Raw genomic sequence first — 13317 nt, forward strand, 5'->3', positions numbered from 1 at the left:
CAGGGCGAGCGAAGCGACGGGATAAAAACAACAGTGGCTGTCTCAACTCTGTCCGATCTGCTGGCCGAGGGTGTGGAAGGTCGGGGCGTACTGGTTCGCTCCGATTTGAACGTCCCGCTCGACGACCAGGGCAACATCACCGATCCGGGCCGCATCATCGCCTCTGTCCCGACGCTGCAGGCGCTGGCCGAGGCGGGCGCCAAGGTCGTCGTCACCGCGCACCTCGGCCGGCCCAAGGGCGGTCCCGACGCCAAGTTCTCGCTGGCCCCGGTGGCCGTGGCGCTGGGGGAGAAGCTGGGCCGGCACGTGCAGCTGGCCGGTGACGTGGTCGGGACCGATGCGCTGGCCCGCGCCGAGGGCCTCACCGACGGCGACGTCCTGCTGCTGGAGAACATCCGCTTCGATCCGCGCGAGACCAGCAAGGACGACACCGAGCGGCTGGCGCTGGCCCAGGAACTCGCCGCGCTCGTCGAGGGTGCCGATGGGTCACCGGGTGCCTTCGTGTCTGACGGCTTCGGTGTCGTGCACCGCAAGCAGGCGTCGGTGTATGACGTCGCGACGCTGCTGCCGCACTACGCAGGCACGCTCGTGGATGCCGAGGTCAAGGTGCTCGAGCAGCTGACCAGCTCGACCGAACGGCCGTACGCGGTGGTCCTCGGCGGCTCCAAGGTGTCCGACAAGCTCGCGGTCATCGAAAACCTCGCCACCAAGGCCGACAGCCTCATCATCGGTGGTGGTATGTGCTTCACCTTCCTTGCCGCACAAGGTGTTTCAGTGGGAACCTCGCTGTGCCAGGAAGAGATGATCGACACCTGCAAGCGGCTGCTGGACACCTACGCCGACGTGATCCACCTGCCCGTCGACATCGTCGTCGCCGACAAGTTCGCGGCAGACGCCGAGCCTGAGACGGTCGCCTCGGACCGGATCCCGGACGGCAAGATGGGGCTCGACATCGGCCCCGAGTCGGTCAAGCGCTTCACCGCGCTGCTGTCGAACGCCAAGACCGTGTTCTGGAACGGCCCCATGGGGGTGTTCGAGTTTCCGGCGTTCGCGGCAGGCACCAAGGGGGTGGCCGAGGCCATCATCGGTGCCACCGCAAAGGGCGCTTTCAGCGTGGTGGGCGGCGGCGACTCGGCCGCGGCCGTGCGACAGCTCGGTCTGCCCGAGGACGGTTTCTCGCACATCTCCACCGGCGGGGGCGCATCGCTGGAATACCTGGAGGGCAAGGTCCTGCCCGGTATCGAAATTCTGCAGTAGTTCGTCCACTCAAGATCAACGAGGAGACCCGTGGCTCGCAAGCCGCTCATCGCCGGCAACTGGAAGATGAACCTCAATCACTTCGAGGCCATCGCTCTGGTGCAGAAGATCGCTTTTGCCTTGCCGGACAAGTACTTTGACAAGGTCGACGTGACCGTCATCCCGCCGTTCACCGATCTGCGCAGCGTGCAGACGCTCGTCGACGGTGACAAGCTGCGGCTGACGTACGGCGCACAGGATCTGTCTCAGCACGACTCCGGCGCCTACACCGGCGACATCAGCGGCGCGTTCCTGGCCAAGCTGGGCTGCAGCTACGTCGTGGTGGGACACTCCGAGCGACGCACGTATCACCACGAGGACGATGCGCTGGTGGCCGCCAAGGCCGCCGCGGCGTTCAAGCACGGTCTCATCCCGATCGTCTGCATCGGGGAGCAGCTCGAGGTGCGTGAGGCCGGCGACCACGTCGAGTTCAACATCAACTCGCTGCGCGGTTCCCTTGCCGGGCTGTCCAAAGAACAGATCGGCAATGTCGTCATCGCGTACGAGCCGGTGTGGGCCATCGGCACGGGCCGGGTCGCCAGCGCAGCCGACGCGCAGGAGGTCTGCAAGGCCATCCGCGAGGAACTCGGCAACCTGTCGTCACCCGAGCTCGCGGCCGGTATCCGGGTGCTCTACGGCGGCTCGGTGAACGCCAAGAACGCCGGTGAGATCGTTGCGCAGCCCGACATCGACGGTGCCCTCGTCGGCGGTGCGTCGCTGGATGGCGAGCAGTTCGCCACCCTCTCGGCCATCGCCGCCGGTGGGCCGCTGCCGTAACCCCGGGGCCGGGACCGGCAGCCTGACCAGGTACTCTGGCGGCCATGCAATTGGCGCTGCAGATCATCCTGGTCGTGACCAGTGTGCTGGTCGTGCTGCTGGTCCTGCTGCACCGTGCCAAGGGTGGCGGTCTGTCCACCTTGTTCGGCGGCGGCGTCCAGTCCAGCCTGTCCGGGTCCACGGTGGTCGAGAAGAACCTCGACCGGTTGACGCTGTTCGTCACCGGCATCTGGCTGGTCTCGATCATCGGCGTTGCCCTGCAGATCAAGTACTCCTAACGTTTCACCCCGTCGCCAGCCCAGCGCAAGTCCACCGGTCATCCGTATTCGGGTGCCAGGAACCACTCAGCGCAGCCTCCTAGGATCGCCGTCGGTGCCTGAATCAGTCACCGACCAGACCTTTTTGGGGCTTAGGCGGGGTGTACGTGTTCAGACTTCTCGGCGCCGGCGCGGGCGCGGCATCGCTGCTCTGCCTGGCAGGTGGCCCGGCCCATGCGGAGCCGCTTCCGGTGGCCGACGTCACCCAGTCGGCTGACACCGACGACGGATGGCATCTCAGCGCGTCGCTGACCCGCATGACGATCAATTCGGTGCCGAACATGGCCGCGACCGCGTTCACGCGTGAGGGCTTCGTCACGGGCAAGGCCGCGGCCACCATCGACGGCAACGGCGGCGTCGCCGTCAACTCGGGAACCCTGGTGCTCGGGCTCCAACTGGGCTGCCAGATCGACCTCAGTGAGGGCGCAAGCGTCGGCGGCGACGCTGACATCGGGGTCAACCCCGGTATCAATGGCAACGCGCTCAACGACATCGGCCCGTATGCCGATCTCGGCGGCAACGTGTCGGTGAACCTGTTGCCGGGCACCATCACCAACATCGGCTTGGGTAAGAAGGAACTCAAGGGCCGCACCGGGGAGATCGTCGTGCACGATGCGCACGTCAAGGTCGACGCCTGCGGCGGGCCGGTGTCCATCCGGTTCTTCGCTACCGCGATGATCGATACCGACAAATCCGACGACAGCGTGAACGCCTACGGGGACATCCTCTCGCTATGACGGCCCGACAGTTCCTGATGGCGGCCACGCTGGTGGCCGCGGCCCTCGCCAACCTGCCCGCGGCCAACGCCGACAACTGCACGGGCGCAGGCGATTTCGGTGCGGCTGCGGGCTGTGCGGCACCGGGCAACGGATCGGGGAAGACCGAAATCTGGCCACCGACATCGGTGGACTGGCCGCCCGACTTCAGCTCCGAGACGGACACCGGTGGCAAGGACACCGGCCAGGCTGCCACAACCCCGATCGTGCTGCCGCCTGGCCAGCCGACGCCACATGCCAAAGCCTCTGGCGGCCAAAGTGATTCGACCGGCACATCGACGAGTCCCACCCCGATCGTCCCGGTGACCGGGGTCCGGTCGACACTGTCGGCCACGTCAGTCCCCACCCCCGCACCGATCGTTGCGCCCACGCCGTAGTCGGATACCTGCCCGTTGTGCGCCCGGCGCGCCGACCCCCGATACTGGGACACATGGCAGAGGCTTTCGACACCACCTTGTTGCCCATCGGTTCGGTGTACCGGACCCAGGTGGGCCGGGAAGCCACCGAGCCGATGCGCGAGGACATCAGGCTGCTGGGCACGATCCTCGGCGACACCGTGCGCGAACAGAACGGCGACGAGGTGTTCGACCTCATCGAACGTGCCCGGGTGGAGTCGTTTCGCGTCCGGCGCTCCGAGATCGACCGAGCGGAGCTCGCCGGACTGTTCGGCGGTATCGATGTCCACCAAGCGATTCCGGTCATCCGGGCCTTCACCCACTTCGCGCTGCTGGCCAACGTCGCCGAGGACATCCACCGGGAACGGCGCCGTGCTGTGCACGTCGCGGCGGGCGAACCCCCGCAGGACAGCAGCCTGGCGGCCACCTACCGCAAATTGGACTCGGCAGCTCTCGATGCTGCAGCCGTCGCCGACGCCCTGGCCGGGGCGCTGGTCTCGCCCGTCATCACGGCACATCCCACCGAGACTCGGCGCCGCACGGTGTTCGACACCCAGCACCGCATCACGGAGCTGATGCGGTTGCGGCTGCACGGCCAGACCCGCACCGCCGACGACCGCGATATCGAGGTCGAGCTGCGACGGCACATCCTGACGCTGTGGCAGACGGCGTTGGTGCGACTGTCGCGGCTGAAGATCTCCGACGAGATCGAAACCGGCCTGCGGTACTACCCGGCGGCCTTCTTCGACGTCATACCGCAGGTGAACGCTCAGGTGCGCAGTGAACTGCAGAGCCGCTGGCCCGAAGCCGGGCTGTTGGAGGTCCCGATCCTGCGGCCGGGTTCGTGGATCGGCGGCGACCGCGACGGCAACCCCAATGTCACACCGGAGATCGTCCGGCTGGCCACCGGGCGGGCCGCGTACACCGCGCTCGCGCACTACTTCACCGAGATCACCGCGCTGGAGGAAGAGCTGTCGCTGTCGGCGCGCCTCGTCCACGTCAGCCCGGCGCTCGCTGCGCTCGCCGACGCCTGTGCCGAGCCGGCGCGCGCCGACGAACCGTACCGGCGCGCGCTGCGCGCGATCCACGGCCGTCTGACCGCGACTGCCGCCGAAATCCTCGACGAGCAGCCCGAACGGGTGCTCGACCTGGGGCTGACCGCGTACCGCATGCCCGCGGAGTTGCTCGCCGACCTCGATATCGTCGACGCTTCACTGCGCGGGCACGGGAGCGCCGTGCTGGCCGATGATCGCTTGGCCCGCCTGCGAGAGGCCGTGCGGGTCTTCGGTTTTCACCTGTGCGGCCTGGACATGCGGCAGAACTCGGAGACGCACGAGCAGGTCATCGCCGAGCTGCTGGCCTGGTCCGGCGTCCATCCGGACTACGCGTCGTTGCCGGAGGCCGAGCGGGTCGAGCTGCTCGCCCGCGAGGTTGCCACCCGCCGGCCGCTGATCGGTGAGGGCGCGGAGCTCTCGGAACTCGCGCACAAGGAGCTCGGGATCGTCGCCGCGGCGGCCCGGGCCGTCAAGGTGCTCGGCGCGGAGGCGGTGCCCAACTACATCATCTCGATGTGCCAGTCGGTCTCCGATCTGCTGGAGGCCGCGGTGCTTCTGAAAGAGGCTGGGCTGCTGGATGTTTCGACCGGGTACTGCCCAGTCGGGATCGTACCGCTGTTCGAGACCATCGACGACCTGCAGCGCGGTTCCACGATCTTGGAGGATGCGCTTGATCTGCCGGTGTACCGCGACATCGTCACGGCGCGCGGCCGGCAGCAGGAAGTCATGCTCGGCTACTCGGATTCCAACAAGGACGGTGGCTATCTGGCCGCCAACTGGGCTCTGTACCGCGCCGAACTCGACCTCGTGGAGTCGGCGCGTAAGACCGGAATCCGGTTGCGGCTCTTCCACGGTCGCGGCGGCACCGTCGGCCGCGGCGGCGGCCCCAGCTACGATGCCATCCTGGCGCAGCCGCCCGGCGCGGTGAAGGGATCGTTGCGGATCACCGAACAGGGTGAGGTGATCGCGGCCAAGTACGCCGAGCCTCGGATCGCGCACCGCAACCTGGAAACCCTGCTGGCGGCGACCCTGGAATCGACCCTGCTCGACGTCGAAGGGCTCGGTGACGAGGCTGCCCCGGCGTACGCGGTACTCGACGATCTCGCTGCCCGGGCCCAGCGGGCCTACGCCGAATTGGTGCACGAGACAGCGGGTTTCGTCGACTATTTCAAGGCGTCCACACCGGTCAGCGAGATCGGCGCCCTCAACATCGGCAGCAGGCCCACCTCGCGCAAGCCGACCACCTCGATCGCCGATCTGCGCGCCATCCCGTGGGTGCTGGCCTGGAGCCAGTCGCGCGTCATGCTGCCCGGCTGGTACGGCACCGGGACGGCGTTCGAGGAGTGGATCGGCGAAGGGGACGGGCGGCTCGAGGTACTGCAGGATCTCTACCAGCGCTGGCCGTTCTTCGCGACGGTGCTCTCCAACATGGCCCAGGTGCTCGCCAAGTCCGATATGGGCCTGGCGGCGCGGTATTCGGAGCTGGTGGAAGATGAGGATCTGCGGTCCCGGGTGTTCGACAAGATCGTCGCCGAACACGAGCGCACCATTCGCATGCACCGGCTGATCACCGGCCAGGACGACCTGCTGGCCGACAACCCCGCCCTGGCCCGCTCGGTGTTCAACCGGTTCCCGTATCTCGAGCCGCTCAACCATCTGCAGGTGGAACTGTTGCGGCGCTACCGTTCCGGGGACACCGATGAATTGGTGCAGCGTGGCATCCTGCTCACCATGAGCGGGCTGGCCACTGCGCTGCGCAACAGCGGCTGAGTGGTCCCGCAACCATCACAGGACCGCGTCGGCGAGCCGCTCGACCTGGTCGACCTCCGGGTTCGCCGGATGAAACAGCACGCGGTCGAATCCGAGGTCCCCGTACCGGCGGACGGTCTCGCGTGCGTCGGCTGCGGAACTGACCATGTCGGCGACGTTGACCTGCGCGTACTCCGGCGTGAAACCGTAGTAGCGGGCCAGATGGTCCCGTCCGGTCGCGACAGCTTCCGGTGACCCGAGCGCGAAGTTCACCGATGTCTGTAGGTAAGGGCTCCCGGAGCGACCTGCGGCCTGCCAGCCGGTCCGGATCCGCTCGGCCAGCTCGGCCTGAGTGTCGTAGTGGCGTACCGCGCCGGCCGCCCACCCGTCGCCGACTGTGGTCACCCGCCGCACCGTAGCCGCGGAATGTCCGCCGAACAGGAGCGGAATATGCACGGGCGCAGGGCACAACGCGGCATCGCCGGCGACCGGGTCCCCGGTCCACAGCCTGCGCATCTGCTCGACTTGTTCGTCGAGGATCTTGCCCCGCCTGTCGAAATCGGCGCCGCCGGCGGCATAGTCATCGCGACGGTTGCCCACCCCGAGGCCCACGACCAGCCGGCCCCCGCACATCTGTGCCACGCTCGCGAGTTGCTTGGCCAGGGGAACGACGGGATATACCGGTGCCAGAAGGACATTCGTCACCAGGTGCACGTCAGTCGTTGCGCCGGCGGCAGCGGCCAGCGCAATCACCGAGTCGACACTCGGGTAGATCAGGCGGTCGATCGTCGTGACGGACTCGAACCCGCGGTGCTCGGCACGGCGGGCCCAGGCAAGCACGGCGGGTCCCGGTACACCGGCGATGTGGTTCGGCAGCCCGATTCCCAGTTTCACAGCACATCCTCGACTTTCACATCTGACGGTGGTGATTCTCAGCCTCGGCTGTGTCGTTGATTTCCGCAACAAATGACCCGGTAAGCGGCAAAACAGAACAGAATGACGGGATATCTGTAGTGTTTTCTTCACTATGGACGCACTGGACGGCGGAATTCTGCACGCACTGCAGATCGCGCCGCGGGCCTCGTTTCGCCGGATCGCCGAGATCGTCGGCGCTGGTGAGCAAACCGTTGCACGTCGTTACCGCGCACTCTGCCGGGACGGCGTGCTCCGCGTGGTCGGCGTGGTGAACCCGCGGGTGTACGGGGAATGCCAATGGATGGTGCGCATCCACGCCAAACCTGACGATTTGCCTCGGCTCGCCGATGCGCTGGTCCGCCGCCCCGAGGTGACCCACGCCAACGTCCTGTCGGGCGGTACCGAACTCGTCTGCGTCGTCCGGGCTCCGATCGGGGACTCCGGCGACGGGCTGCTGCAGCGTCTGCCCCGTACGTCAGCGGTTCTCGACATGCGGGTCGACTTGGTACTCAACGTGTTCGGTTCGCCAACCGGCGCGCAATGGACCGGACACGGGCACCCTCTCGACGCGGACCGGATCGCCGCGCTGGAGACACCGGTGCGTGCGCAACCTGACCGACCCGTCGCGCCGACGGCTGCGGATCAGCCGCTGCTCGATGCGCTTGCCGCCGACGGCCGGATCTCCGACAGTGCACTCGCCGCGCTCACCGGATGGTCACCGGCGCGCGTGAAGCGTCGGCTCGCTGCCTTGCAGGCCTCCGACACCGTCGCCTACGACGTCGACGTCTTGCCGGAGCGGCTGGGATTCACGCTGAATGCGATGATCTGGATCTCGACGATGCCGCGCCACCTCGAGTCGGTGGCAGCGCAGCTCGTGCGGCACGACGAGGTTGCCTCGGTCGCCGCGGTCAGCGGCCCTGCGAACCTGATGGTCGTGGTGATCTGCCGCGACACTGCACACCTCTACCGCTATGTCGCCGAGCAACTCGCCACCGTCGATGGCATCCAGACCTACGAAGTCAGTATCCGCAGCAAGAGAGTCAAGCAGGTGGGTTCGCTGATCTCGCACGGCAGGCTGGTCCGGGCGGGGTAGGGGCCGCGACCCGCGCTACGTCCCTAGATCCCCGTGGTCCGGCGCACCACCCCGACCACCCGGCGCACCGCGTTCTCGGCGGTGGCCATCGGCGACGCCACCGCCTCACCGATGTCCACCATCGCCTCCACGCGGTTCACGATGCCTTCGAGGCGCTCGACCATCGCGATCAGCCGCGGCGCCAATTCATCGATGCTGGTGATGGTTCGGTTGAACCGCTCGAGCGTGACGTCGAGGTCGCCGATCGAACTGTTGAGACTGGTCACCGTGGTGTCGAGGTCGACCAGCAGCGCATCGATCTGCTCGACCGTGGCGTCGGCGTTCAGCGCCGCCTGGGTCAGCGTCCTGATCCGGCGCCGCGGCGCGGGGCGGGCCCGGCTGTCGCCTCTGTCTCCCATGACAGCAAGTATGGCCGGTGATGGAACCGAACCCGGAACCGGTGCGTCTGAACCGGTGTGGCGAAATACTGTTCGCATCCCTGGCAACTGAGCCGTGAGCGCGCTTCAGAATCAGCACCCACCGACTATCTGGCCGGGTACCGGGAGGCACTGGCCGACAGGTTGGGCGGCCGGCGCCCTGACCCTGCCGCCGAGGACGTGTGAGCCGATCAGTCGGGCAGCTTGGAGGCAGCCTGCTCGTCGAGCAGCCACACCGTGCGCTCACGGCCGATCGCACCGGCCGCGGGCACATCGACCGGGGCGGCCCCGCCGACCGCGGCAGCCACCGCTTCGGCCTTCTCGGCGCCGGCCACCACGAGCCACACCTCACGGGCGCGGTGTACCGCAGGCAGGGTCAGCGTGATGCGCCGGGGCGGCGGTTTGGGGGAGTCCGTCACCGCGACCACCAGCCGCTCGGTTTCCTGCACCGCGGCGGTGTCGGGGAACAGCGAGTTGATGTGGCCCTCACCGCCCATGCCGAGCAGATGCACGTCGAACTCTGCGGGCAGCACCTCGGCGTACGCCGCCGCGGCATCGTCGATGGCGTCGCCGAATTCGCCGTCGCTGGTGGCCATCCGATGCACATTGGCGGGCGGGATGTTGATCGACTCCAGCAGGGCGTCGTGCGCCTGCTGGTCATTGCGGTCGGCGTCGCCCGCCGGTACGAAGCGCTCGTCGCCCCAGAACAGCTGCACCTTGGACCAGTCGATCTCGGCCCCGGCGACGTGGCGCAGCATCGCGATCCCGACGGTGCCGCCGGTCAACACGATGGACGCCTCGTCGCGGGTCGCGATGGCCGACGTGATCGCCCCCACCAGCCGGGCTCCCGCCGCAGCCGCCAATTGCTCTGCGTCGACGTAAGTTTCGATCACGCGCTCAGACATATGTCACCTTCTCGATTCCCTGGAGCGCTTCGAAGTAGATCTCGTCGTCGTCCAGTCGACGCATATCCTCGGCAAGGCAGTCGCGAGTCTCCCTGCGGGCCAACGGAATCTGCGCATCCGGCCGGCCGGTGCGGATCAGCGTCGCGGTGACGCCCTCCTGCGGCCGGGTCAGTGTGATGGTCTCACTGGCACGGTTGAGCTCCACCTTGAGCTCCCCGACGGCTCTGGTCACCGGACCGTCGATGCGGCTGGCCAGCCAGCCCGCCATGACGTCAAGTGCCGGTTCGTCTTTCAGTCCGGACACCAGCGCAGACGTGATCGGTTCGTAAGGTCCCTGATCCACTGCCGCGGTCAGCAGGGCGCGCCAGTAGGTCACCCGGCTCCAAGCCAGGTCGGTGTCGCCGGTGCTGTAGCCGGCCAGCCTGCTCTTGATGCACGCCAACGGGTTCTCGCCGTTGGTGGCATCGGTGATCCGCCGAATCGCCAACTTGCCCAACGGGTCCTGCGCCGGAACCTTCGGAGCCAGATCCGGCCACCACGTCACCACCGGAGTGTCGGGCAGCAGGAACGGGGTCACCACACTGCTGGCATGGTTCGCCAACGGCCCGGAGAGCCGCAACACCACAACCTCGTTGGCGCCCGCGTCCCGGCCGACCCGAAGCTGGGCATCCAGCCGGGCCTCGGTCGCCAAGCGGTCGCCCGGGATGACGACGATGACGCGGCAGGGATGCTCGCGGCTCGCGGCATTGGCTGCCTCGATCGACTCTTCGAGCAGCGACTCGTTGTCGGGTGCGATGACCAGCGTCAGCACCCGGCCGAGCGTGATGGCGCCGCCTTCCTCACGCAGCGCGACGATCTTCTTGTTGATGGCACCGGTGTTGGTGTCGGGCAGATCGACAATCATCGGAGTCCTCTGTTCTTCATCGATGGCTCCTCGCCCGAGGGCTCATCACTACGGCCGTCTCCATTCCCGGCCGGACCGACGCAACATCTCGAACGCGGAGTCCGGGCCCCAGGTCCCGGCTTCGTACGGGTCCGGCTTACCGTGCGTGGCCCAGTACTCCAGCGCCGGATCGAGGATCTTCCACGACAATTCGACCTCGGCGTTGACCGGGAAGAGCGACGGTTCACCGAGCAGCACGTCGAGGATCAGCCGTTCGTAGGCCTCCGGCGACTCCTCGGCGAATGCCGAACCGTAGGAGAAGTCCATGCTGACATCGCGCACTTCCATGATGTGGCCCGGAACCTTGGATCCGAACCGCAGCGTGATGCCTTCGTCGGGCTGCACCCGGATCACCAGTGCGTTCTCGCCGAGCTCGTCGGTCATGCTGGCATCGAACGGCAGGTGCGGCGCCCGCTTGAACACGAGTGCGATCTCGGTGACCCTGCGCCCCAACCGCTTTCCGGTGCGCAGATAGAACGGCACCCCGGCCCACCGGCGGGTGTCCACCTCCAGGGTGATGGCCGCGAACGTCTCGGTGGTCGAGGTCTTGGAGAAGCCTTCCTCGTCGAGCAGGCCCACGACCTTCTCGCCGCCCTGCCAGCCGGCGACGTACTGTCCGCGCGACGTGGTCTCGTCGAGCGGCTCGACCAGCCTGGTCGCCGAGAGCACCTTGATCTTCTCGGCCTGCAGCTCGGCGGGGGAGAAGCTCACCGGCTCCTCCAGTGCGGTGAGCGCGAGCAGCTGCAGCAGATGGTTCTGGATCACGTCGCGGGCCGCGCCGACACCGTCGTAGTAGCCGCCGCGCCCCCCGAGGCCGATGTCCTCGGCCATGGTGATCTGGACGCTGTCCACGTAGTGGGAGTTCCACACCGGTTCGAACAGCTCGTTGGCGAAGCGCAGCGCGAGGACGTTCTGCACGGTCTCCTTGCCCAGATAGTGGTCGATGCGGAACACCGACGACTCCGGGAAGACGCTGTTGACGACGCTGTTGAGTTCCTCGGCGCTCTTGAGGTCATGGCCGAACGGCTTCTCGATGACCACCCGGCTCCAACTGCAGTCCGGCTTCTCGGCCAGCCCGCTGCGGGAAAGCTGTTCGCAGACCTGCGGGAACGCCTTCGGGGGGATCGACAGGTAGAACGCGTGATTGCCGCTGGTCCCGCGCTCCACGTCGAGCTTGTTCAGGGTGTCCTTGAGCCGATCGAACGAGGCATCGTCGTCGAACGTGCCCTGGACGAACCGGAAACCCTCCGCCAGCCGGTCCCAGACCTCCTGGTGGAACGGGGTGCGGGCGTGCTGGCGGACCGCGTCGTAGACGATCTTGCTGAAGTCCTCGTCGGCCCAGTCCCGGCGGGCAAAGCCCACCAGCGCGAAGTTCGGCGGCAGCAGTCCGCGGTTGGCCAGGTCATAGATCGCCGGCATCAGCTTCTTGCGGGCCAAGTCGCCGGTCACGCCGAAGATCACCACGGCACACGGCCCGGCGATCCTGGGCATGCGCTTGTCCCGTTTGTCCCGCAGCGGGTTGACCCAGTCTGCGGGACGCCTGTTGGTTTCGGTCATTTCTTTGCGGCGTCGAGCTGGCCCTGGGTCGCGTCGAGCAGTTCCTGCCACGACTTCTCGAACTTGTCCACGCCCTCGTCCTCGAGAAGCTTGAACACGTCGGGGAGATCGATGCCGATCGCGGCGAGCTTGTCGAAGGTCTCCTGCGAGGCTGCGGCCGTGCCGGAGATCGTGTCACCGGTCACCACCCCGTGATCGGCGACAGCCTCGATGGTCTTCTCGGGCATGGTGTTCACGGTGTTCGGGGCCACCAACTCGGTGACGTACAGCGTGTCGGAGTAGTCCGGGTTCTTCACGCCGGTCGAGGCCCACAGCGGTCGCTGCACGCGTGCGCCGTCACCCTTGAGCGCGGCAAACCGGTCGCCGCCGAACACCTCTTCGTAGGCGGCGTAGGCCAACCGGGCATTCGCGACCCCGGCCTGGCCACGCAGCGCCAGCGCGTCGGCGGAGCCGAGCTTCTCCAGCCGGGCGTCAATCTCGGTGTCCACGCGGGACACGAAAAACGATGCGACGGAATGGATCTTGGACAGGTCGTGACCGGCCTCGCGGGCCTTCTCCAGACCCTCCAGGTACGCGTCCATGACGGCGCGGTGCCGCTCAACCGAGAAGATCAGTGTGACGTTCACCGAGATGCCCTCGGCGATCACCGCGGTGATGGCGGGCAGGCCGGCCAGCGTCGCCGGGATCTTGATCAGCAGGTTGGGCCGGTCGACGATCTTCCACAGCTCGATGGCCTGCAGGATCGTCTTGTCGGTGTCGTGCGCCAGCCGCGGGTCGACCTCGATGGACACCCGGCCGTCGACGCCGTCGGTGGCCTCGTAGGTCTTGGCCAGGACGTCGCACGCATTGCGCACGTCGTCGGTGGTGACCGTGCGGATGGTGGCGTCGACGTCGGCGCCCCGCGCGGCGAGCTCGGAGACCTGCGCGTCGTAGGCTGTGCCCTTGGACAGCGCGGCCTGGAAGATCGACGGGTTCGTGGTGACGCCGACGACGCTGCGGGTGTTGATCAGCTCGGTCAGGTTCCCTGACTGCAGCCGCTCACGGGACAGGTCGTCGAGCCACACGGATACGCCCGCGGCACTCAGCGCCGCGAGATTCGGGTTCTGAGTCATGATTCGCTTCC

The 13317-nt window shown here is 67.4% G+C and carries 13 protein-coding genes; 7 read left to right on the forward strand and 6 right to left on the reverse strand.

Annotation, left to right across the window (positions count from 1 at the left end; translation table 11 throughout):
• Nucleotides 1–33 precede the first annotated feature (33 nt).
• The 6 genes from RMCB_RS31205 to ppc all read left to right on the forward strand — a co-directional run bounded on the left by RMCB_RS31205 (nt 34) and on the right by ppc (nt 6386).
• Nucleotides 34–1257 (forward strand): phosphoglycerate kinase, encoded by a 1224-nt coding sequence (locus tag RMCB_RS31205; protein WP_062831834.1) that lies wholly within the window; start codon nt 34–36, stop codon nt 1255–1257.
• A gap of 30 nt (nt 1258–1287) precedes the next feature.
• Nucleotides 1288–2073 (forward strand): triose-phosphate isomerase, encoded by a 786-nt coding sequence (tpiA, locus tag RMCB_RS31210; protein WP_062831835.1) that lies wholly within the window; start codon nt 1288–1290, stop codon nt 2071–2073.
• A 44-nt stretch (nt 2074–2117) separates the two neighbouring features.
• On the forward strand, nt 2118–2351 hold the full coding sequence (secG, locus tag RMCB_RS31215; RefSeq protein WP_029371193.1) for a preprotein translocase subunit SecG: 234 nt from the start codon (nt 2118–2120) through the stop codon (nt 2349–2351).
• A 194-nt stretch (nt 2352–2545) separates the two neighbouring features.
• Complete coding sequence (locus tag RMCB_RS31220; protein WP_062831903.1) at nt 2546–3127, forward strand: MspA family porin; 582 nt, start codon at nt 2546–2548, stop codon at nt 3125–3127.
• Nucleotides 3124–3543, forward strand: a complete 420-nt coding sequence (locus RMCB_RS31225; RefSeq protein ID WP_062831836.1) for a hypothetical protein — start codon at nt 3124–3126, stop codon at nt 3541–3543. Before RMCB_RS31220 ends, RMCB_RS31225 begins: the two co-directional genes overlap by 4 nt.
• Before the next feature lie 53 nt (nt 3544–3596).
• On the forward strand, nt 3597–6386 hold the full coding sequence (gene ppc / locus RMCB_RS31230; protein ID WP_062831837.1) for a phosphoenolpyruvate carboxylase: 2790 nt from the start codon (nt 3597–3599) through the stop codon (nt 6384–6386).
• Nucleotides 6387–6401: 15 nt separating this feature from the next.
• On the opposite strand, the gene RMCB_RS31235 is transcribed toward ppc, so the two are convergent.
• Nucleotides 6402–7259, reverse strand: a complete 858-nt coding sequence (locus RMCB_RS31235) for an LLM class flavin-dependent oxidoreductase (RefSeq protein WP_062831838.1) — start codon at nt 7257–7259, stop codon at nt 6402–6404.
• A gap of 133 nt (nt 7260–7392) precedes the next feature.
• On the opposite strand from RMCB_RS31235, the gene RMCB_RS31240 reads away from it, so the two are divergent.
• Nucleotides 7393–8373: an Lrp/AsnC family transcriptional regulator gene (locus RMCB_RS31240; protein WP_062831839.1), complete on the forward strand. Its 981-nt coding sequence runs from the start codon at nt 7393–7395 to the stop codon at nt 8371–8373.
• Nucleotides 8374–8396: 23 nt separating this feature from the next.
• Here RMCB_RS31240 and RMCB_RS31245 read toward each other — a convergent pair whose 3' ends face one another.
• From RMCB_RS31245 to tal, 5 genes are all read right to left on the reverse strand, one after another.
• Nucleotides 8397–8771 (reverse strand): hypothetical protein, encoded by a 375-nt coding sequence (locus RMCB_RS31245; protein WP_029371202.1) that lies wholly within the window; start codon nt 8769–8771, stop codon nt 8397–8399.
• 209 nt (nt 8772–8980) lie between these two features.
• Nucleotides 8981–9694, reverse strand: a complete 714-nt coding sequence (gene pgl, locus RMCB_RS31250) for a 6-phosphogluconolactonase (protein ID WP_062831840.1) — start codon at nt 9692–9694, stop codon at nt 8981–8983.
• On the reverse strand, nt 9687–10598 hold the full coding sequence (gene opcA / locus RMCB_RS31255) for a glucose-6-phosphate dehydrogenase assembly protein OpcA (protein WP_062831841.1): 912 nt from the start codon (nt 10596–10598) through the stop codon (nt 9687–9689). Before opcA ends, pgl begins: the two co-directional genes overlap by 8 nt.
• 48 nt (nt 10599–10646) lie before the next feature.
• Complete coding sequence (gene zwf, locus RMCB_RS31260) at nt 10647–12194, reverse strand: glucose-6-phosphate dehydrogenase (RefSeq protein ID WP_029371207.1); 1548 nt, start codon at nt 12192–12194, stop codon at nt 10647–10649.
• Complete coding sequence (tal, locus tag RMCB_RS31265) at nt 12191–13306, reverse strand: transaldolase (protein ID WP_062831842.1); 1116 nt, start codon at nt 13304–13306, stop codon at nt 12191–12193. The genes zwf and tal overlap by 4 nt, the downstream gene beginning before the upstream one ends.
• Between the last annotated feature and the right edge of the window lie 11 nt (nt 13307–13317).

The organism is Mycolicibacterium brisbanense (genome assembly GCF_001570425.1).
Taxonomy (GTDB): domain Bacteria; phylum Actinomycetota; class Actinomycetes; order Mycobacteriales; family Mycobacteriaceae; genus Mycobacterium; species Mycobacterium brisbanense.

Excerpts from the sequence above, each read along its gene's own strand:
- secG (WP_029371193.1), top strand. The coding sequence starts at position 2,118 with ATGCAATTGGCGCTGCAGATCATCCTGGTCGTGACCAGTGTGCTGGTC.
- RMCB_RS31225 (WP_062831836.1), top strand. The coding sequence starts at position 3,124 with ATGACGGCCCGACAGTTCCTGATGGCGGCCACGCTGGTGGCCGCGGCC.
- ppc (WP_062831837.1), top strand. The coding sequence starts at position 3,597 with ATGGCAGAGGCTTTCGACACCACCTTGTTGCCCATCGGTTCGGTGTAC.
- RMCB_RS31240 (WP_062831839.1), top strand. The coding sequence starts at position 7,393 with ATGGACGCACTGGACGGCGGAATTCTGCACGCACTGCAGATCGCGCCG.
- RMCB_RS31245 (WP_029371202.1), bottom strand. The coding sequence starts at position 8,771 with ATGGGAGACAGAGGCGACAGCCGGGCCCGCCCCGCGCCGCGGCGCCGG.
- pgl (WP_062831840.1), bottom strand. The coding sequence starts at position 9,694 with ATGTCTGAGCGCGTGATCGAAACTTACGTCGACGCAGAGCAATTGGCG.
- opcA (WP_062831841.1), bottom strand. The coding sequence starts at position 10,598 with ATGATTGTCGATCTGCCCGACACCAACACCGGTGCCATCAACAAGAAG.
- zwf (WP_029371207.1), bottom strand. The coding sequence starts at position 12,194 with ATGACCGAAACCAACAGGCGTCCCGCAGACTGGGTCAACCCGCTGCGG.
- tal (WP_062831842.1), bottom strand. The coding sequence starts at position 13,306 with ATGACTCAGAACCCGAATCTCGCGGCGCTGAGTGCCGCGGGCGTATCC.